Raw genomic sequence first — 20,455 nt, 5'->3', positions numbered from 1 at the left:
AAAGTTCAAATAAATTAGTGATGACTTTCTTATTATTTAACTACAGCTTGTTTTCCTTTGACATGTTCATTATTTACACTCATAAACGCTTCAATCTCTTCAACTTCTCTAATGATATCTTTTGACAAGTTTTCGTATCCGTCTTTCGTTACAAGAATATCATCTTCAATACGAATTCCAATCGATTCTTCTTCAATATAAAGACCAGGTTCAATTGTAATAACCATGCCTTCTTCTAATACTCTATCTTTGTATGTCCCTACATCATGCGTATCTAAACCAAGGAAATGGCTGACACCATGATAATAATATTTTGATAACTCTTCATCTTCTTGAATTAAACCAACCGCTTTACACCCTTCTGCAAGTACTTTTTTAGCATGCTCATTTAATGCAGCGAACTTTAAGCCTGGCTTAATAATCTCTGTTGTTTCTTTCAATGCTTTTAATACGATATTATAAATTTGTTTTTGGCGACTAGAGAATGTTCCATTTGCTGGGAATGTATAACTAATATCAGCGTTATAGTAGTCTTTTTGAGCACCTAAATCTAGTAATACTAAATCACCATTTTGAATTTGCGCATCATTATCTTCATAATGAAGAACTGTAGCATTTTTCCCACTCGCCAAAATTGTATTGAACGCATGATGCTTAATGCCAGATGATTTCAGTGTAAAATCAAATTGAGCTTCTAATTCATACTCCATCATGTCTGCTTTTGCATGCTTAAGTACGTTGTAAATACCGTCTTTCGTTACAGCAATCGCTTCTTTCATAATTTCAATTTCTTCTTCTGTTTTAAACACTCGTAATTCACAAATATTTGGATATATATTACCAATTGTTACGTGGGGGTATTGTTCTCTTACATGTTTAGCAAACGCTAATGTTTTTGTCTCTGTACCATTCCACTCACGACGCTCTAAATCTAAAAATAGATGCTTCACATTTTCTGTAAAAAATATATTTGACATTGTCTTTTCAAAGCTATCTAAATATACAACTTTCTTTATACCAGAAATTTTCTCTGCTTCTTCTTTAGAAACTGTTTTACCGACCCATTTTTCCATTACTGGATCTGATTTTTCAATGAAAAGTGTCTCTTCTACACAATTCCCAAACTTTTTCAGCATAAAAATAACATTTGGTTCATCGATTCCTGTTACATAATAAAAATTCCGATTCGGCACAAACTTATAATGTGCATCCGCTGACATATGAGGTGCTTGACCAGCAAATAAAATTGTAATCGATTCATCTGGTAATGTGTTTACTAATCGTTCTCTATTTTGAGCAAAAAATGTTGATTTCATAATAATCCCCCTAGCGTTCTATGTATGATTAAAAAAATAATTATCTAATCAATTCATTTTATTATTGTTACAATTTTTCGTCAATTTTTAACCTTTTTAGATGGTGTTGACATAATTAAAATTACACGTTACAATAACTATACATTAGTAAGCAACTAATATAATTAAATTAAACTAGAGGTGAAACAAATGAAAAACATTTTATTCCGTATTAACGAATTATCAAAAAAAGAAAAAGCAACTGGATTAACAGTTGATGAAAAACAAGAACAACAAATGTTGCGTCAAAACTATACACAAACATTTCGTGGAAGCTTAGATTCCATTTTATTAAACACAAAAATTGTTGATCAAAATGGTCTTAACGTTACGCCAGCGGCATTACAAGATGCTCAAATACGTTTAAAATTAAGCAAATGAGTTCCGCGTTAAAGAATTTTAATAAAACATAAAAAGAGCTGGATTTCCTATATAGAAATTCCAGCTCTTTTTATTGTTTTTTCTAATTTAGCATAGGAACGATACATAGCAATTCTCCACGATACAATCATCGCAAAAGCGAGTAAGAAAAACATTCCACTTAACTCTGCTAAGTCAATCGATTGACTTAAATACGATTTCATTACTACTCGCACTGCTAATAATCCAACTAAAATAAATATGAATGCTTTTGACGGTTTCATATATATATGTTCATTTCTTATTTCAAACTTCGTTGTTTTAATAAGAAATATAGAGAAAATAAGTCCTATACTAATCGCCTCTACTATTTCTAACGATGTTAATCGAAACGCTGGTAAGAAGTACATCATTGCGCCAGTACTCATAAAAATTGGCGGCAATATTATTTTCTTTTTCGTTACCGGCTTTTTCGCTGCTTTAAAGCGAAGAAACATTACCCCAACAGCCATACAAACTGCTACAATACTTGATAAAAGTGCTATCATACTTTCCACTCCTATCTATTTAAATGACTTTTTGAGCAAAATCATAAATTAATAAGTAACTACAAGCACCATTATAGAATTTCTTCATTATATCCCTCCTGCTGTAAACTTTCCATATTCGCTGCAATCATTTTACGCAAAGTTTATGAACGGAATATGAACAAAATATTACATTCAATTTTCAAACAAAAAAGCCATTTTGCAATTAATATTGCAAAATGGCTTTTAACTTATTTTAAATCGTCATTTGTAAAAGCACCTGGAAGTAATTGCTCAACAGTTACTTCTTTTTCATCGCCTTTTACATTCGTTAATAATACAGGCATTTTCGGATCACAGAATTCAGCGATTACTTGTCTACAAGCACCACACGGTGAAATCGGTCCGTCCGTTTCTCCTGTAATAACTAAGTAACTAAAGTCGCGCTCACCTTCTGATACTGCTTTAAAGATCGCTGTTCTTTCTGCGCAGTTACATAAACCATAAGAAGCATTTTCTATATTACAACCAGTATAGATTTTACCTTCTTTCGTAACTAACGCTGCACCAACAGGAAATTTTGAATACGGAATATATGCTTTTTCTAACATCTTATTTGCTTCTTCAATATATTTTTTCTTATCCATATTATTTCCCCCTCAAAGTAAGTGTAATGATGATTAGTCAGTAATAACTGTATGCACTAATTTAGGAGCCTCTGCTGTTTCAGCGATAGAAATGTTCTCATAAATTTTAGCTTTTACATCTTCTACATTTTCGCGATTTGCATAGATTGTTACGAATGGCTCGCCTTCTTTTACTGCATCGCCCACTTTTTTACGTAACATTAGTCCTACCGCTAAATCAATTTCGTCTTCTTTCGTTGCACGGCCAGCACCAAGTAGCATAGCTGCGATACCGATTTCATCTGCAACAATGTTAGAAATAACACCTGAAGTTTTTGCAGGTACATCAATTACATACTTCGCTTGTGGCATTTTTTCTGGATTGTCTACAATTGAGCTATCTCCGCCTTGATTGCTTAAGAACTCTTTAAACTTCTCAGTTGCTTTTCCGTTCTTCATCACTTCAATTAACATTTCACGAGCTTCTTCTAATGTATTTGCTTTTTTCGCAAGTACGACCATCTGACTTCCTAATACGAGTACTAATTCTGTTAAATCTTCTGGACCTTCACCTTTTAACGTATCAATCGCTTCTTTCACTTCTAGAGCGTTACCAATTGCAAAACCAAGTGGTTGTGACATATCTGAAATAACAGCCATCGTTTGACGTCCTACATTATTTCCGATACGTACCATTGCATGTGCTAATTCTTTTGCATCTTCTTCTGTTTTCATAAATGCGCCAGCACCTGTTTTCACATCAAGTACGATTGCGTCAGCACCAGCTGCAATTTTTTTACTCATAATTGAACTTGCGATTAAAGGAATTGAGTTAACCGTTCCTGTTACATCGCGTAATGCATAAATCTTTTTGTCTGCAGGTGTTAAGTTTCCTGTTTGCCCAATAACAGCTACTTTGTCACGGTTTACAATATCAATGAACTGCTCTTTCGTAATTTCAACGTGGAATCCTTCTACCGCTTCTAATTTATCAATTGTTCCGCCCGTATGTCCTAAACCACGACCAGACATTTTTGCTACTGGTACATCTAAAGCAGCTACTAATGGTCCTAGTACTAATGTTGTTGTATCACCAACACCGCCAGTTGAATGTTTGTCTACTTTAATTCCTTCAATTGCTGATAAGTCGATTGTTTCTCCGGACTCCACCATTGCCATCGTTAAATCTGCACGTTCGCGATCTGTCATATCTTTAAAGAAGATTGCCATTGCAAGTGCACTTACTTGATAATCAGGAATACTTCCGTCTGTATATCCATTAATAAAGAATTTGATTTCTTCAGTCGTTAATTCTTTACCGTCACGTTTTTTCGCAATAATATCTACCATTCTCATTACAATCACCATTCCTTTTTATATGATATGAATCTATTAAAATAATAAGCCTACGATTGTTGCTGATAAGAAACTTACTAATGTTGCACCGAAAAGTAATTTCAAACCAAATCTTGCGACTACATTCCCTTGCTTTTCATTTAAGCTCTTAACCGCTCCTGCAATAATTCCAATTGAAGAGAAGTTTGCAAATGAAACTAAGAATACAGATATAATCGCTGTCGTTCTATCTGAGAAATTAAAGTTTCCTTGTGCTAAATCTGTCATAGCGACAAATTCATTCGATACTAATTTTGTTGCCATAATATTTCCGGCATTAACTGCTTCATGCCAAGGTACACCCATAATAAATGCAAATGGTGCAAATGCATAACCGAGAATTTCTTGGAATGAAATACCGATTACACCTTTAAATACTGCATTAATGAATGCGATAAGAGCAACGAAACCAATTAACATAGCTGCTACTGTAATCGCAACTTTAAATCCATCAATAATGTATTCCCCTAATACTTCAAAGAAAGTCTTTTTTTCTTCTTCTTGTACTTCTAACATATCTTCTTCATCAGTAACTTCATAAGGATTAATAATAGAAGCAATAATAAAGCCCCCGAATAAGTTAAGCACTAAAGCGGTTACAACATATTGCGGTTTTAATAACACCATATACGATCCAACGATAGACATGGAAACGGTAGACATTGCAGATGCACATAATGTGTACATTCTTTTCTCTGGCAATAATCCTAATTGTTTCTTAACTGAAATAAACACTTCAGATTGTCCTAAAATCGCAGAAGCAACAGCGTTATATGATTCTAGTTTCCCCATTCCATTTACTTTACTTAATGCTAGACCGATAGATTTCACAATAATAGGTAACACTTTAATATGTTGCAAAATACCGATTAAAGCTGATATAAATACGATTGGCATTAATACACTTAAAAAGAATGAAAACTCTTTTTGATTTACTAATCCACCAAATACGAAATTTACACCGTCAGCGGCATATTTTAATAGCTCTCCAAAACCATCTGCTATTCCGCTAATTAATATATTCCCTACACTTGTATTTAATAATAGAAACCCCAAAATGAATTGTAATATAACCATCGTTATGATTGGACGATATTTGACTTTCTTTCTATCATTACTAGCAAGCCAAGCGATACCTAAAATCAATACGAGGCCAAAAACACCGATTAAGTATTTCATAAGCCGTCTCCTCCCGTGTTCGTATCCGCTTACATTTCTTTCAATTGTTAAAGCAATAGATACACTTTACTTTGTGTATCTATTGCCCTTGACTTCACTAATGATTAGTAGTTATCTGTAGCACCTTTTGCATCATTTAATACGATTGCAACACTAGCACTTGCTCCAATACGAGAAGCTCCAGCAGCTACCATTTTGTCTGCATCTTCACGTGTACGAACACCACCAGATGCTTTTACACCAACGTTTGGTCCTACTGTTTTACGCATTAATGCGATATCTTCAGCAGTTGCTCCGCCAGTTGAGAATCCAGTTGAAGTTTTTACGAAGTCAGCACCAGCTTTTACTGATAATTCACAAGCGCGTACTTTCTCTTCATCTGTTAATAGACAAGTTTCAATGATTACTTTTACAAGAGCTTTTCCTTTTGCTGCTTGTACTACTTCATAAATGTCTTTTTCAACAAGTTCGTCGTCGCCATCTTTTAAAGCGCCTACGTTGATTACCATGTCAACTTCAGTTGCACCTTTTGCGATAGCATCTTTTGTTTCAAATGCTTTTGTTTCAGTCGTACTTGCTCCTAATGGGAAACCAATTACAGTACAAACATCTACATCATGTCCAGCTAGTTCTTCAGCAGCTAGCTTTACCCATGTTGGGTTAATACAAACAGAAGCGAATTTATATTCCTTTGCTTCTTCGATTACTTTCATAACATCTTCTTTTGTAGCATTAGCTTTTAAAATTGTATGGTCAATTAACTTTGCAATATTCATTATCTTCACTCCTCATATCTTTTAACAACTTCATTCTAACTCTTAGTTGAACAAATGTAAATATACTTTTGAAATTTTGTTCATTCTTTTTAAAAAGGAATTTCCTTCTAGTAAATAAAGCGCATTCTAACTAAGAAATACTTCATATATAAATTCAAATTTTTTATATTAACAATGGTAGTATGTATCTCAATATCCATAATTATTTTAAAAAAGGCAATTTGTATTCAAAAATAATCCCATAATTCATACATAACAAAATAAAAGGCTTTCTCAAAATGAATATCTTGAGAAAGCCTTTTATTTCTAATCTTCTTTTTGATAATGTAACAATTCTTTCGCCGTATGCTGATCGATAATTAATACATTTGCATATCCGCCACGTAACGCACCATCAATTGCTTTTATTTTTCTATTACCACCTGCAACTAAAATAGAGCGTTTCTTTAATTTTAGTTCTTCTAACTCAATTCCGATGGTTCGCTTATTAATTTCTTCACTACTAATATTTCCGTCTCCATCAAAGAAACGTGAACAAATGTCACCGACCGATTGTTTTTTGAGTAAACTCGTTTCATCCTTATCGAAATAACCTAATCGGAATAATAGCGCTTCGTCTCGCACTGTTCCTACAGTGAAAATTGCAATATTCGCTTGTTTCCCCATTTCGATAATGTGATGAATATGTCGATCCTGCTCTACTAATTCTTTTGTCACTGCATTATCAAATATAACTGGAAGAGGTAGATTTCTTGGCGTCGTTTGAAAAGCATCTGCAAATAATGCAATGGTTTCATTTGCATATGTATTTACACTCGAATGGCTAATACCACCTTTTAGCTGGACAACTTCTACACCTTTTACATGTTGTGGTACGATTTTTCTAGCGATTTCATACATCGTCATTCCCCAGCTTACACCAACGATATCACCGTTTTTAACCGTCTTTTCCATATACTCAGCTGCATATTTACTTATATACTCTGTAATCGTTGCATATTCTGGCACTGGGGAAAATACAACATGTGCTTCTAACAAGTTATATTTTTCTTTCAGTAAATTACCGACATTATCTAAATCAGCAAATGGATCGGCTATGCTAATTTGAACAAATCCTTTTTCTTTCGCGTACTTTAATAGTCTAGAAATTGTCGGTCTTGAAATATTTAATTTGTTAGCAATTTCTTGCTGACTATAATCTGATTGATAATATAATCTTGCAACTTCTACACTTAATTGTTGTTTATCTTTATCCATAGTAACTCGCTACATATCCTTTCCTGTATTTCCTTTTCGTTACAAGCATTATACAGCTTTATGCAAGAAATTTCGACTACTGAATTTTATCTAACTGAACATCCACTACACTTACTGCATGAAATAAAACATTATTGTGTAGATTTACTAACTCAATATAGTTACGCGTGAAACATGTAAATCCATTATCATTTAATTCACGCATTTTCTGCAATAACGATAACAGGACCGCTCAAAAACGCACGGTAGAATCAAGTTATTTAACATAGAAAAGTTGTATATGAGGCCCAGGATATCAAAAACTGCTTTTCTCATACTTATGGAATTTCCATTCGCGTTTTCTGTAAGGGTTAGTAAAGAGACCATTTTTTGTCCTTTTTTCTTAATTCCATACGTAACATGCATTAAATCTTCAGTTTGAAGTGAAAAATTAAAACAAGATTTACCTGTTTTAGTGAAATTTAATTTTTGTTAGACAGCTAAGAAAAGATGAGCTGATTTCTTGTTATGAGAGCGTCTTAAAATTTTCGCTTGATGGACAATGGGGTATTAGCACATATTAAAAAGCCCATTTCTTTTTAGGAAATAGGCTTTTCTTAGGAATTATAATTATCGTTTTTTAAAAGGGGAATGAACCTTTTACTAGATTCCTCCACCTGGTTCAGTCATATGTTGTACAACAGGTGCTTTTTCTGATATATTTTGATGAATTTCAGGGTTATTTAATCCAATAGATAATACAGTGACAGTTACTAGACTTATGACGAAAACCTTAATCTTTTTCATCTTAAATACCCCTTTTCCTTTATTGAAATTTTAGCTTCATAACTCATACGATAATACTCTGAAGCCTTATCCTTCATTCCTACGTTATAACACTCATTAGCTAAAAGTTCAGAATAATTTTGAATTTCTTTTGAAATATTTTGTTCCTTAAAATAAGCTATAGCTTCCAAAACAACAAACTCTAATTTTTCAATAGAAACCTTATTAACTAAAGCACTCAAGATATTATAACGGTGGTGGTATTCTTCCGTACAATCTTTTAGCCCTTCATCAATAAAGAATTTTGCCTTTTCATAATTCCCTAATTTATAGTGAACTTCCGCTAAGGTATGTATACCTTTTTTCTGGTACGGTAATCGCGGGGAACTGAATTTTTCATATACATCTTCTAAATGCCTTAGAGAGATTTCCCACAATTGTTGATTCGAATAAAAAACAGCTAAATTATAACGAACTGTTAGGGCTGCTTTCAATTCCTTTTCATCCTCTAATATACTTAAGGCAGATATTAAATATTCTTCCGCCATATCATGCTGATCAAGTGTAATAAGAGACATTCCTATTGTGTTTTTACACGCTCCAACTTTCGCATGAAACGTATGTAATTCTTTATCTTCTGCGAAATAATCAAGGGCATTAGATGTATATTTCACCGCTAAAGTAGGTTGCGACAAATAGTAATGATATAAACCTACTCTATATTGAAACTCTGCATTTTCTAATTCATCATTAAGTATTGGAAGCATTTTTTCCGCAAGCCTCAAATGATGTTCTGCCCTTGGATACTGCCCCATTTCTGTTTTATAGATGAATTTAAAGAAGTGATAATAGTATTGTAATCTTGAATCAGGTTGCTCTTGAAGATGTGAAAGACTTTCTAGATCATTTTCAAAATTACCGATTAACATTTGAAAACGCCAATTAAATAAGGTGTAATAATCTAAAAGATTGTCACATTCTTTCATACTATCAAGTTTTTCGTCTATAACTTGTTTCAACATAATAGTTTTTTCAGTATGTTGAGAAACCATTTGATGATACCATTCTTGTAATAATGCATACCCTGTATGTGTGAAATCTCTTATTTCCATCGCCCGTCACCCTCTCTTTAGCTATTACTTGCATATTATTTAAATATTAACACAATTATTTTGAATGCATGCAATTTTGAGGTTGAGAAATATTTTAGGATCAAACTATATATTTCGCACTTAAAATACACATGGCTAATATCCAATTGCACTTATTTGAAAGAATTATATAAATTTCTATTAAGACCTATTTTTTATAAATAGAACTTGCGATCATCATACCAAGAAGAGTAAATACCTTGAGATAAGAAGGTTGGTACTCTCGGCAAAAAATAAACAGCAGAACTAGTCCACTGTTTACTTCGCTACGCCTTCATGTAATTTTTCTGTATAATCTTTTACGTCTTTCCAGCTATCTTTTGCTGTATGTAAATCTTCTTTTATAAACGTAAACTCTTCAGGAGTAATTCCTTTTACGTTTTGTAATAAGTTATTATATTTTGCCCCTACTGTATACCATTGATTTGATATGTTTTGCAGTGCTGTAATTGCTGCATCAATCGTTTCAGTCATATTTGTTGTTTTATTTTTTACATCTGTCAAAATTGCGACTTCTGCTTGCGCTCCAGAAATTCTATCTTTTAAATTAGCGATTTCTCGTTCTGCATTTGCGATATCTTTTTTCGCGACGGCAATCATCGGTCCGCCAGCAAGACATGTTATTAGAGCTACGCAAAGTACGCCACCAGCAATAACCATATCATTACTCTTTTTAATCGAATCGTTATATGTATTTATTTGTTGCTCTAGAGCTGGAATACCTGCATTCGTACTTGCCAATATCGCTGTTAACTGATTTGTATCCTCTTTGAAACTATTTGTATCTTTCGCCATTCTATCGCGAAAAGCTTTCAAATTTCCTAATAATCCATCTACCTCATTTTGATTCTTTACAATATCCGCATACAACTTTTCTAAATCCGCTTTTAATTTTCCGCTATCCTTTTGATCAATCGCTATTAACATGTCATTATAATACGATTGAAAAGTATTATTGTAATTAATAATATTTTGATCCGTTTTCATAATTTGAGGCTTCATACTATTTAACCAATACGCCGCATTCATTTTTGCATCTCTTTGATGCTGAATCATATTCCCTTTAAGCTCACCATTAATCGAACTTATTTTGCTTAAATCCGTTTCTTGCTGATTTTGAATTAATTTTGCATATGAATCCATCGCGAATATGCTCGATGTTGTTTGTGCCATTACATCTTGGAATCCTGCTGGGCCAAGAGAGTAATCATTCGCATTTTCTTGTTGTATTTTTACGTTTTGTTCTGCTGCAAAAGTATGTAAAGGAAATGCATTACTCGTTGCCACCCCAGCAATCATTAATGTTAAAAGACATTTCTTATAAAATCGTTTCTGCATACTTTTCACCTAGTTTCTTTATAAGAGTATAAAAAGCTCCTGCTCACAACTGAACAGGAGCTTCAAATCATTCATCAACACTTAACGCTCTAACGATTCGTATTCGATTATGCTTTTTTTGTGTCTACTACTTTAATGTCTTCAGCATAAATCTTTTCTGCATAGTCTTTAATGTTTTTCCAGCTATCTTTCGCAATGTTTAAATCTTCTTTAATAAAAACAAGGTCATTCGGACTAATTGAATCTACATTTTGAAGTAAAGAATTGTATTTTGACCCCATTGTGTACCATTGGTTTGAAATGTTTTGCAACGCTGTAATTGCAGTATCAATTGTATTTGTTAAATACTCCGTTTGTGTTTTAATGTTTGTTAATCCTGCTACCTCTAATTGAGCAGTTGTAACTTGTCCTGTTATTTTTTGAATTTCAGCTTGTGCATTATCAAGCTCCTTTTTTGCTAATACGATTCCAGCTGTACCACCACCTACAGCTGCTGTACCACCTGCAATTAACGCCACTCCTAACGGCGTTCCTGCACCTGTAGCAATAACTACTGCACCACCGATAATTGCAATTGGCCCTAGAGCTGTCGCAACTGATGAACCGATAATAATTGCATTATATTTACTAATTGCTTCATTGTACGTTGTAATTTGATTTTGCAATAGCGGAATTCCAGCGTCTTGACTAGCTAAAATAGATGTAATTTGATTTGCATCACCCTTAAAGTTTTGCGTATCCGACGTCATTTTATTTCGGAATTTCTTTAAGTCTTCTACTAACTGATCTACTTGCGCTTTATTTTCATTAATACTACTTGATAATCTAGTTAACCCTTTCGTAAGCGTCGCTTTATCTTTTGCATCAACCGCAGCAACTAAAGTATCATAATAGTTTTGGAATTTCGTATTGTAATTAATGATATTTTGATTTGTTGAAATAAGCTGTGGCTTCAATACATCTAACCATTGCTTCGCATTTCCTCTAGCTGTATCCTGGTGCTGAATCACTTTTCCTTTTAAAGCAGCATCAACAGACGATACATTTCCAAAGTTAACATTACCTTGTTTAATAATTGTTAAAGCGTACAGATCCATTACTAAAGCGTTTGAACCTGTTCTTTCCATTGCATCTTTTAGGCCTTCTGGTCCTAATGAGTATTCCTCATAGTCATTATAAGCTTTTGCTACCGCATGAACTGGAGCTTGTTTCACTGTACTTTCAGCTGCATACGTATGAGCTGGCATAATGTTTCCTGCTGCAAATACTGCCATAAGTGCTGATAGAGCCATTACTTTATAAGGTTTTTTTATCATTTTTCTTCTCTCCCTATATCGTTACTTATTTTTAATGTACTTCAACGTTTGTAACGTAATCTTCAAATTGATTCGTTTGTTTATTCATTTCATCACTTACTTTTTTAATTTGGTTGAAATGTTTTTGTAGTAAACTACTATCTGTATATGTGCCTTCTTCAACATTTTTTTGAATTTGGATCATATTATTGTTTAAAACTTTCCAATCCGTTAACAACGTTTCTAATGTTGTAATTTGACGATCAATTAGTTCTGTAAAGCTACTTACTTGATCTTCAACGAATGTAATTTGAGTCGCCTCTGCTTCAGTTTGTGATAATTTTTGAATAAGTGGCAATAGCTCTTTTTGCTTTTGCTGAATGCGAAGAGCTGCTTCCCTCGTTTGACTATCGGCAGCATTTACAATTTCATTACTTAAAGTACCGATAGAAACGAAATCAATTGTTTTCGTTTGTACAGTTTGATTTGTAATTGTAAATACTTGTTTACCGATATTAATAGAACCTTTAATAATTTCTTGAGGTCTATTCAATATAGTAGTTAGTTCAGCTTGAATTTCCCCTTGAATTCTTTTAATATCTTCTCTTAACTTCACAATATCTCCACTTGATCCTTGTAGTGTTTTTATTGCTTCATCAGCCTTTATCGATAAGTTATTACTATCTTTGTCTAATACTGTTTTAAATCGATTTAACTCTAATAAATCTTGCTCCATACTCTCTTGGATGCTTTGTACTTGCAATTGTAGTTTTCCATATGCATTTGTAAAATCTGCTTTTGATTGTTCATCTTCATTTATGTTTCCTGCTAGTTCATAGAGCTTACTGTAATAACTATTAAATCTAATACTATATCTCATCATCTCTTGATTTAAGTCAATTAGCTTCGGATTATATTCATCAATCCACTCTCTTACATTTGCCTTTGCAAACTTTTGATGATTCGTCAAACTACTCATCGCATTTACCTTAATGTCTGGCTGCTGTAAAATAACTAGTCCATATGCTTGTATAAGCGGTGATTGTGATCCTAACATTCTAATTGAATTCGATAATGTATTTGGAGCAATTACATTTTGTGCATATACTGTTTTCACTTCTGTTTGCCCCTCCTTAGCGTAAGCGCTTACAGGAATAAAACAACTCGTAGATACTGCTGTAACCAATAACCCTGTAATTAAAGTCTTTTTCACTTTAACTCCTCCTATGTATTAGCAACTATTACTATCGCATTTTATTATTCTATTTTCTTACCCATAATTTGAGATGGTTAAAATAGAGAACGTTCTCACCGCAATACATGTATGAACCACCTCTCTCGTATTGCTACAGTACTTACTTATCTTCACAAAACATTTTATTATTTTTTCATATGTGATTAGTATGAATAACATTGTATAAAATTTCTATTTTACAGCAATTTCCACATTCACACAGTGAATATATTACATAAAAATATTATTCATATTAAACTAAATAACGTACGTAAATATGAAATTCCGTTTTGTTTTCATATAAGTTTTATACTGTAAGGTCATTTAAACACAGCTATTTATATAACGTAAAGAAGTATTTTCATTCCCTTTATTTTCAAGCTTTCATGTCTTTATTTTAAAATATAATCCACTTTACTTTTTCAATTGAAATATCCATATATCACAACAAAAACCTCTACTTACTCACAGATGTAAAAATTATATCAATATATCTTTCGGATTCGTATGCAATTATGCATAGCGTATACACAAAAAGGATAGCTTCACTTTCGTAAAGCTATCCTTAAAAAACCTTCTTATTTTTTCAAATGATATGGTACTGTTGTAATAACAACATTTCTTTTATAGAGTAAATACGCACGAATGAGTAAACTAGACTGATTATGAAGAATGTTATGCCAACCTTTTTTCGGAATGAATTGTGGTATAACGACCGTAACTCGGTAATTTGATTCACTCGCTTTATACTGTACTGTATCAATGAACTTTGTTAGCGGTTGAATAATACTTCTATAATGAGAATGTAAAGTAACAAGCCTTACTTCAGGTTGCCACTTCTTCCATTTCTCTTCAAATTTCTTTTCCTCTTCTCTGTCAAAAGCGACATATACAGCAATAACTTGATCTGCTGAAAGAGACTTTGCATAGTTCAATGAGTTTTCTACCACATGTGTCATACCAGCTACTGGAACGACAATTACATTTCCTTCAATCGGAACAATCCGTTCACAAGTTTTTAAACTTAGTTGGTCTCCTACTGCATCATAATGCTTCTTAATTCGGTGGAATAAGAAGATAATTACAGGTAAGAAAATAAGGATTGACCAAACTTGTGCAAATTTAGTTAAAAAGAACATACTCATTACGATAAAACTAATGACTGCACCAATTAAATTGACCGTTAATCGTAAAGCCCATCCTTCCGGTTTTTCACGAAGCCATTTTAATACCATACCACTTTGAGAAAGGGTAAATGGAATAAATACACCTACTGCATATAACGGAATTAAATGCTCTGTTTGCCCTTGGAAAGCTACAATTAAAATAATCGATGCGATTCCAAGTATAATAATTCCATTTGAGTAACCTAGGCGGTCTCCTCTAATCGTAAACATTCTTGGTATAAACTTATCTTTTGCAAGGTTTACTGCTAATAACGGAAACGCAGAATATCCTGTGTTAGCAGCAAGGATTAATATTAAAGCTGTTGTACCTTGTATGAAATAGTACATGAAATTACGTCCAAATGTTTGTTCAGCAATTTGTGAAACAACTGTTACTTCTTTACTTGGAGAAATTCCGTAATAATAAGCTAAGAACACAATTCCTGAAAATAAAACTGCAAGTAATGCACCCATTGCAAGCAATGTTTTCGCTGCATTGTTTGGCGCAGGATCTTTAAAGTTCGGAATTGCATTTGAAATTGCTTCAACACCTGTTAAAGCAGAACTACCTGATGCAAATGCTCTTAGTAATAAAAATAAACTAATCCCTGCAACTGGTGTTCCAATCGGCGTGTGTAAAGCCTGCGAAACGTGCCCCGTTAAAATATTGTATATCCCTACACCAATTAATATAAATAGTGCCAAAACGAATAAATAAACAGGATATGCTAAAACGGAAGCTGATTCCGTTACACCTCTTAAATTTAAGATGGTAATAAATATAACAAATATAATCGCAATGATTACATTATGTGCATGTAAACTAGGAAAAGCAGATGTGAGCGCATCTGTACCTGCAGACACACTTACTGCAACAGTTAAAATATAGTCAACTAATAAAGATCCTCCAGCAATTAAGCCTGGATTCATCCCTAAATTTTCTTTTGATACAACATACGCGCCCCCGCCATGCGGATAAGCAAAAATAATTTGACGATAAGATAAAATAAGGGCCGTCAATAATACTAATACCCCAACAGCGATCGGAATGGAATACCAATAAGCGATCGCTCCAACACCTGCTAAAGCAATTAAAATTTGCTCTGGACCGTAAGCAACTGATGACAATGCGTCAGAAGATAAAATAGCTAAAGCTTTCGTTTTATTAAGCTTCTGTTCTCCAAGCTCTGTTGATTTTAACGGTCTTCCAATTAAAAATCTTTTAATAGATGAAACCACTGCTGTCCACTCTCCAATAATTTTGTACGAACTTTTCTGCTAGTTATAGCGGATAAACGATTTCTTCAGAAAACAAAAAATGTCTACAAGCCATAACGAAATAGACTTGTAGACATTATTTTTTTTGTCGCACAAGCTCCACCTTCCTTCTCAATATAACGCTTACGAGGTTAGCTGTCGGATTCGGGCCTATGAGTAGCCCTACCTTTTTCAAGGATTCACCCCATTGGATTCAGAACTAATCCATAAGAACGGGTCCCCCGCACCATGCGGTTTCAGCGATTTAGAAAATTGAAACTGTGGATTATAATACTCCTTTATTTTCAAAATGTAAACAAAAATTTTTAAAAAGAAAAAATTAAAATGATTGCGCATAATCCGCTGGTAAATATACATAATGAATACTAAAAAATCAATAAAGGAGATCTATATGTCTAAAGAAAAGAAGCCTATTTTTTCCGATTCCTATTTAGATGCATTAGCAAATGAAATTAATCAATTATACGGTAAACGTGAACAGGAAATAAATTTGACAGATAGAACAAAAAGAAATAAATGATTTGTCATAAAAAAAGAAAGCAATACACTTATATATTGCTTTCTTTTTTATTTTTTCATACATCTAATTCTATTACAGATCTGTTAAAGGTCATCTCTTCATACACCTTTAAATTTTGATATATAGTGCCTAATAATGGTGCCGCTATTGAAAATTGCTCTGCTACATCCAGTAAATATCCTTGCAAGTGCTTCCCTTCAATAAACGAACCCTTTTCCATATCACGTTGCATTGATGACTTCATATCATACGAAATTTTATCAATCGTTTTCATATGTTCCTCGGCAATATTTTCCTTTACGGGGGCTCCTAATACTCTCATGATTTGTACAGATTCCTCAAACACATTACGGATAAAATCACGGCCGCCTTCACTTTCACGGATTGGTCCAATTGGTGCACGCATTAACGTTGTCACACCGGACATTACAGTAATAAATAAATATTTATGCCACATATCTTGCATAATGTTTTCACTTAAAATAAAACTAGATTTCGTACCTGCAAATGCTTTAGAAATATGCTTTATTCTCTCTGAATTTTGAGACTTCATTTCTCCAAACATAAGTCTATTTGCAGCGCTAGTTTGTACAATTTCTCCTTGATCGTTTAACGTCGTCTCGATAAAGCATAAACCACCAATTACTTTTTCCTCACCGAATTCCTTTTGTAATAGCGATACATGAGCAATACCATTTAGCAACGGAATGATTACAGTACTTTCACCTACAAACGGCTTCAAATCTTGAATTGCCTCATTTAAGTGATACGCTTTTGTTGAAAATAGAATCACATCAAATGGAGCAGTTTGATCTTCTTTCGTTATTAATTTCGGTTGGAAGGAAAAATCCCCATTAACACTGCGGATTACAAGTCCTCTTTCCTCCAATTGTTTTTTCCGTTTACTACGAACAAGAAAAGTAACATCTTCTCCTTTTTCTACTAAGCGTCCCCCAAAAAAGCCTCCAACGCCTCCCGCTCCTAATACTAAAATACGCATACAACATCCCCCTTTTCAAAATACAATTTTATAACATTCAGTATACATAACATTATACATGTCCCCTACTAAATAAGCTGAATTTTCATTCTTACTCAAGTATAAAACAGTGGTTATTTTCAAATGAATTTGGGCATGTTGTTTTTATAGCATATTTGGAAAGGAAACAATGTAAATGGAGGCAATACATACAATCGAGGAAAAAGATGTAACAACAGCTATATTTCAATTTATATTCCCGTTTTCTTTTAAAACTGGATATGAACAAAATATGTTCCCTTTCTTACAGAAAAATGATTTTCACCCTTTTCGACTCGATCATCTTGAAAATGAAAATACATACTACGGAAAGTTTCAAGTTTCACATCAAAATATGGAAGCATACTACCTTTCATTTACCAATAAAATTCTCTTTCCTCACTCAGAGCATCAAAAAGGATTGCAGCGCTATTCTAAAGACCTTAACTTAACTGGACATTTAACAACAAATCTTATTTCCGTTCCATTTAAGATTCATTCTATTGACGTAACACTTTGTCCTTATGAGCTTGGCTTCTTAACAATTCGGACAGAAATAGAGACCGCTCCAAACATGACATTATCAGAAGCAATTGAATTCGCCGCCCGCTTCCGTGTACTTGAAACTAAAAATGATACAAATGAAACGATTTGCATTGAATGTAATGAAAAAAAATATTCCCAAGTGGAAAGATTCATTTTTGGTTATTTATTTCATGGCATAACAGATTTCTTTGAGAAGAAGAGATTAAGAAGTTCTTACTTTCAAACCTTTCCTTTCTTTGAAGATCAGCGAATGTACGTACAAACTTTATTATCTATAAAAGAAGATATGGAACTGAATGAAGTGGATGTTTATCGTACTTCTAGTCTTTCCGGGTTAACAAGTGATGGCAAGGCATATGTGAGTGCAAATAATCTGCCTTATATTCATGATTATTTAAAACAACACGCTTACCAAAGATGGGCTCCGAATCGCTATTTCATAATGGAAGAACATATATTCACATGTGTAACAAATGAAGGAGAACGCGAATTTACTAAACTTGCGAGTCAAATGTATGGGGAGTTTTATTACGCTTTATTATTAAATCTATTTCATAAAATTGTTTTATTGAAAATGGCAAACGCTTATGCTGAGTTAAACATTGAACAAGATACAAATGAAATAGAGAAATTAATTTATTCAATCAATTCGTTTACGGCGAATTACTTTTCTTTAGAGCTAGTATCCCAATCACAGAGTGAAGATATTTTCTTTCGCTTAAGAAAGCTTTTTAACATTGAGATACTATACTCAAATGCAAAACAAAATCTTGATAGTTTGTTTAAATATCAAGAAAATGTTGCTTCAAAAAAAGATAGCCTTTTACTATTAATTTTAACGCTCTACTCTGTAGTAGGCCAAATGTTAGGGTTTACTATGATTGATCTGTTAAGAAACACCGATTCAAACAAAATATCATCGCCACTTGAATTTTTCGCGCTTTTAATAGCAATTAGCGGTATCGTCATTTCACTTATTTTAGGTGCGCAAAGTTTATACCAATGGAGTCTACAACATAAACGAAGAAAAGCATGGGTAAAACAAACTGTACTTTCTGCTGTGAGAGAGAAAGATGATAAGAAGTAAAGAAGAGTATTTTTACATTGAAGTATGTGGTACGCTACAGTAATTGAAATTTTTATCAGCGATTTTCAAATTATATCGGCGCAACTCAAAATATATCAGCGATTATTTAAATATATCGACTTACCGACAAAAAACGCCCAAAAATCAAATATAAAAAAGGCTAATCCAAAAATTTAGATTAGCCTTTTCCCTCTTACTTCTCTGCTTCGATTTTCTCTAATGCAGCAGCTACTTGCTCTTCCGTTAATTCATGTTGTATTACGTAGCGGTTACGTGGACTTACACGACATTCGTGAGAACATGCACGTAAATATTTCGCTTCGTTTTCTTCAGAACATAAAATTTTCTTATTACATTCTGGATTTGAACAGTTTACATAGCGCTCACAAGGTTCACCTGTAAAGTGGTCTTTACCAACGATAACATGTTCTTTTTGGTTTACTGGTACAGCGATACGCTCATCGAACACGTAACATTGTCCATCCCAAAGCTCACCTTGTACTTCTGGGTCTTTTCCGTACGTTACAATACCGCCGTGAAGCTGACTTACATCTTCATAGCCTTCACGAACTAACCAACCAGAAAACTTCTCACAACGAATTCCACCTGTACAATAAGTTAAAATCTTTTTGCCTTCAAGTATTTCTTTATTTTCACGAATCCAATCTGGTAATTCACGGAATGATTCGATATCAGGTTTGATCGCACCTTTGAAGTGACCTAAATCAAATTCATAATCATTTCGCGCATCAATGATAACTGTATCTTCTTGTTTCATTGCTTCATAAAAATCTTTTGGCTCTAAATACTTCCCAGTTATTTCGTGTGGGTTAATGTCATCTTCTAGGCGAAGTGTAACTAACTCTGGACGAGGACGCACGTGCATTTTCTTGAATGCATGACCATCAGCTTCATCTATTTTAAATACGATACCGTCAAAACGTGGATCATTGTTCATTGCTTCCATATATTTCTCTGTTTGTTCTACAGTACCAGAACAAGTTCCGTTAATACCTTCTTTAGCTACAAGAATTCTTCCTTTTAATTCAAGTGAATTACAAAATGCTAAATGCTCTGCCGCGAATTCTTCTGGGTTTTCAATTGTTGTGTACATGTAATATAGTAATACTCTGTATGGTTTTGTAGTTGCCAATGTATTTCTACCACCTATCTAATTTTTAAAATCATGTATAAGTTAACGTTCATATCAAAACATATATAATAAGAAAATGAATCCCATTTCCTTCTCTTTATACTATTTTCTATCAGTTAACAAAAATAAAAAACAAGATTACACACCAAAACACTGTGGTTATGTTGTAATCCCAATATATTATATATCATACAAATGCAATTCCATCAATTAATATGCTGTATTATCGGCTTTATGTTCACATAAATTTCAAAATTGACCCTTTAATTTATTATGTTTCCCCATGTCATCACACCATAAACTCCCAATTTATTTTACGTTATCACACCATCCATTGCATAAAGGCATATAATTTGCATTAAGGAAACTTTCGTGTTCAAATGAAATTATCATATAACATATCTAAATGTATTGAAATAATGAGTAAGA

18 protein-coding genes and 1 riboswitch are annotated in these 20,455 nt (G+C 33.3%); of the genes, 3 read left to right on the top strand and 15 right to left on the bottom strand.

The window, feature by feature from the left end:
* Positions 1-32: 32 nt before the first annotated feature.
* On the bottom strand, positions 33-1,316 hold the full coding sequence (locus NLJ82_RS09425; RefSeq protein WP_000842990.1) for an aminopeptidase P family protein: 1,284 nt from the start codon (positions 1,314-1,316) through the stop codon (positions 33-35).
* A 189-nt stretch (positions 1,317-1,505) separates the two neighbouring features.
* On the opposite strand from NLJ82_RS09425, the gene NLJ82_RS09420 reads away from it, so the two are divergent.
* Complete coding sequence (locus tag NLJ82_RS09420) at positions 1,506-1,736, top strand: DUF896 domain-containing protein (RefSeq protein ID WP_000789783.1); 231 nt, start codon at positions 1,506-1,508, stop codon at positions 1,734-1,736.
* 47 nt (positions 1,737-1,783) lie between these two features.
* On the opposite strand, the gene NLJ82_RS09415 is transcribed toward NLJ82_RS09420, so the two are convergent.
* The 12 genes from NLJ82_RS09415 to NLJ82_RS09360 all read right to left on the bottom strand — a co-directional run bounded on the left by NLJ82_RS09415 (position 1,784) and on the right by NLJ82_RS09360 (position 15,663).
* Positions 1,784-2,263, bottom strand: coding sequence for a CcdC family protein (locus tag NLJ82_RS09415; protein ID WP_000561054.1), 480 nt, complete (start codon positions 2,261-2,263; stop codon positions 1,784-1,786).
* A gap of 230 nt (positions 2,264-2,493) precedes the next feature.
* Positions 2,494-2,889, bottom strand: coding sequence for a cytidine deaminase (locus tag NLJ82_RS09410; RefSeq protein ID WP_000358525.1), 396 nt, complete (start codon positions 2,887-2,889; stop codon positions 2,494-2,496).
* A 33-nt stretch (positions 2,890-2,922) separates the two neighbouring features.
* Positions 2,923-4,224, bottom strand: coding sequence for a pyrimidine-nucleoside phosphorylase (locus NLJ82_RS09405; protein ID WP_002081390.1), 1,302 nt, complete (start codon positions 4,222-4,224; stop codon positions 2,923-2,925).
* A 36-nt stretch (positions 4,225-4,260) separates the two neighbouring features.
* Positions 4,261-5,442, bottom strand: a complete 1,182-nt coding sequence (locus NLJ82_RS09400; protein WP_000876184.1) for a NupC/NupG family nucleoside CNT transporter — start codon at positions 5,440-5,442, stop codon at positions 4,261-4,263.
* A gap of 104 nt (positions 5,443-5,546) precedes the next feature.
* Positions 5,547-6,218, bottom strand: coding sequence for a deoxyribose-phosphate aldolase (gene deoC, locus NLJ82_RS09395; protein ID WP_001017431.1), 672 nt, complete (start codon positions 6,216-6,218; stop codon positions 5,547-5,549).
* A gap of 306 nt (positions 6,219-6,524) precedes the next feature.
* Complete coding sequence (gene deoR / locus NLJ82_RS09390) at positions 6,525-7,475, bottom strand: DNA-binding transcriptional repressor DeoR (RefSeq protein ID WP_000356563.1); 951 nt, start codon at positions 7,473-7,475, stop codon at positions 6,525-6,527.
* A gap of 642 nt (positions 7,476-8,117) precedes the next feature.
* Positions 8,118-8,261 (bottom strand): Phr family secreted Rap phosphatase inhibitor, encoded by a 144-nt coding sequence (locus tag NLJ82_RS09385; RefSeq protein WP_000721513.1) that lies wholly within the window; start codon positions 8,259-8,261, stop codon positions 8,118-8,120.
* On the bottom strand, positions 8,258-9,352 hold the full coding sequence (locus NLJ82_RS09380; RefSeq protein ID WP_000405634.1) for a response regulator aspartate phosphatase: 1,095 nt from the start codon (positions 9,350-9,352) through the stop codon (positions 8,258-8,260). The genes NLJ82_RS09385 and NLJ82_RS09380 overlap by 4 nt, the downstream gene beginning before the upstream one ends.
* Before the next feature lie 297 nt (positions 9,353-9,649).
* Positions 9,650-10,729, bottom strand: coding sequence for a non-hemolytic enterotoxin subunit C (gene nheC / locus NLJ82_RS09375; RefSeq protein WP_001172007.1), 1,080 nt, complete (start codon positions 10,727-10,729; stop codon positions 9,650-9,652).
* Between the two features lie 107 nt (positions 10,730-10,836).
* Positions 10,837-12,045: a non-hemolytic enterotoxin NHE subunit B gene (nheB, locus tag NLJ82_RS09370; protein WP_088296496.1), complete on the bottom strand. Its 1,209-nt coding sequence runs from the start codon at positions 12,043-12,045 to the stop codon at positions 10,837-10,839.
* 31 nt (positions 12,046-12,076) lie between these two features.
* Positions 12,077-13,237 carry a non-hemolytic enterotoxin NHE subunit A gene (gene nheA, locus NLJ82_RS09365; protein ID WP_000751837.1) on the bottom strand — a complete coding sequence of 387 codons (1,161 nt, stop codon included), beginning with the start codon at positions 13,235-13,237 and terminating at the stop codon, positions 12,077-12,079.
* 599 nt (positions 13,238-13,836) lie between these two features.
* Positions 13,837-15,663: an APC family permease gene (locus NLJ82_RS09360; RefSeq protein ID WP_000254902.1), complete on the bottom strand. Its 1,827-nt coding sequence runs from the start codon at positions 15,661-15,663 to the stop codon at positions 13,837-13,839.
* A 144-nt stretch (positions 15,664-15,807) separates the two neighbouring features.
* A riboswitch (cyclic di-AMP (ydaO/yuaA leader) is annotated at positions 15,808-15,954 on the bottom strand.
* Positions 15,955-16,093: 139 nt separating this feature from the next.
* Between NLJ82_RS09360 and NLJ82_RS28650 the strand changes: the two genes are divergently transcribed.
* Positions 16,094-16,222, top strand: coding sequence for a hypothetical protein (locus tag NLJ82_RS28650; RefSeq protein WP_000031869.1), 129 nt, complete (start codon positions 16,094-16,096; stop codon positions 16,220-16,222).
* 55 nt (positions 16,223-16,277) lie between these two features.
* Here the strand turns inward: NLJ82_RS28650 and panE are convergent, their stop codons facing one another.
* Complete coding sequence (gene panE, locus NLJ82_RS09355; protein WP_001221878.1) at positions 16,278-17,222, bottom strand: 2-dehydropantoate 2-reductase; 945 nt, start codon at positions 17,220-17,222, stop codon at positions 16,278-16,280.
* Positions 17,223-17,397: 175 nt separating this feature from the next.
* On the opposite strand from panE, the gene NLJ82_RS09350 reads away from it, so the two are divergent.
* The gene (locus NLJ82_RS09350) at positions 17,398-18,873 is read left to right on the top strand and encodes a hypothetical protein (RefSeq protein ID WP_000387300.1); all 1,476 of its coding nucleotides are present in this window, start codon (positions 17,398-17,400) and stop codon (positions 18,871-18,873) included.
* Positions 18,874-19,066: 193 nt separating this feature from the next.
* Here the strand turns inward: NLJ82_RS09350 and trhO are convergent, their stop codons facing one another.
* Positions 19,067-20,026, bottom strand: coding sequence for an oxygen-dependent tRNA uridine(34) hydroxylase TrhO (gene trhO / locus NLJ82_RS09345; protein WP_000246211.1), 960 nt, complete (start codon positions 20,024-20,026; stop codon positions 19,067-19,069).
* Positions 20,027-20,455: the final 429 nt, after the last annotated feature.

The organism is Bacillus paranthracis (assembly GCF_024296885.1).
GTDB classification, from domain to species: Bacteria; Bacillota; Bacilli; order Bacillales; family Bacillaceae_G; genus Bacillus_A; species Bacillus_A paranthracis.
This window is presented reverse-complemented; position numbering and strand designations above follow the sequence as displayed.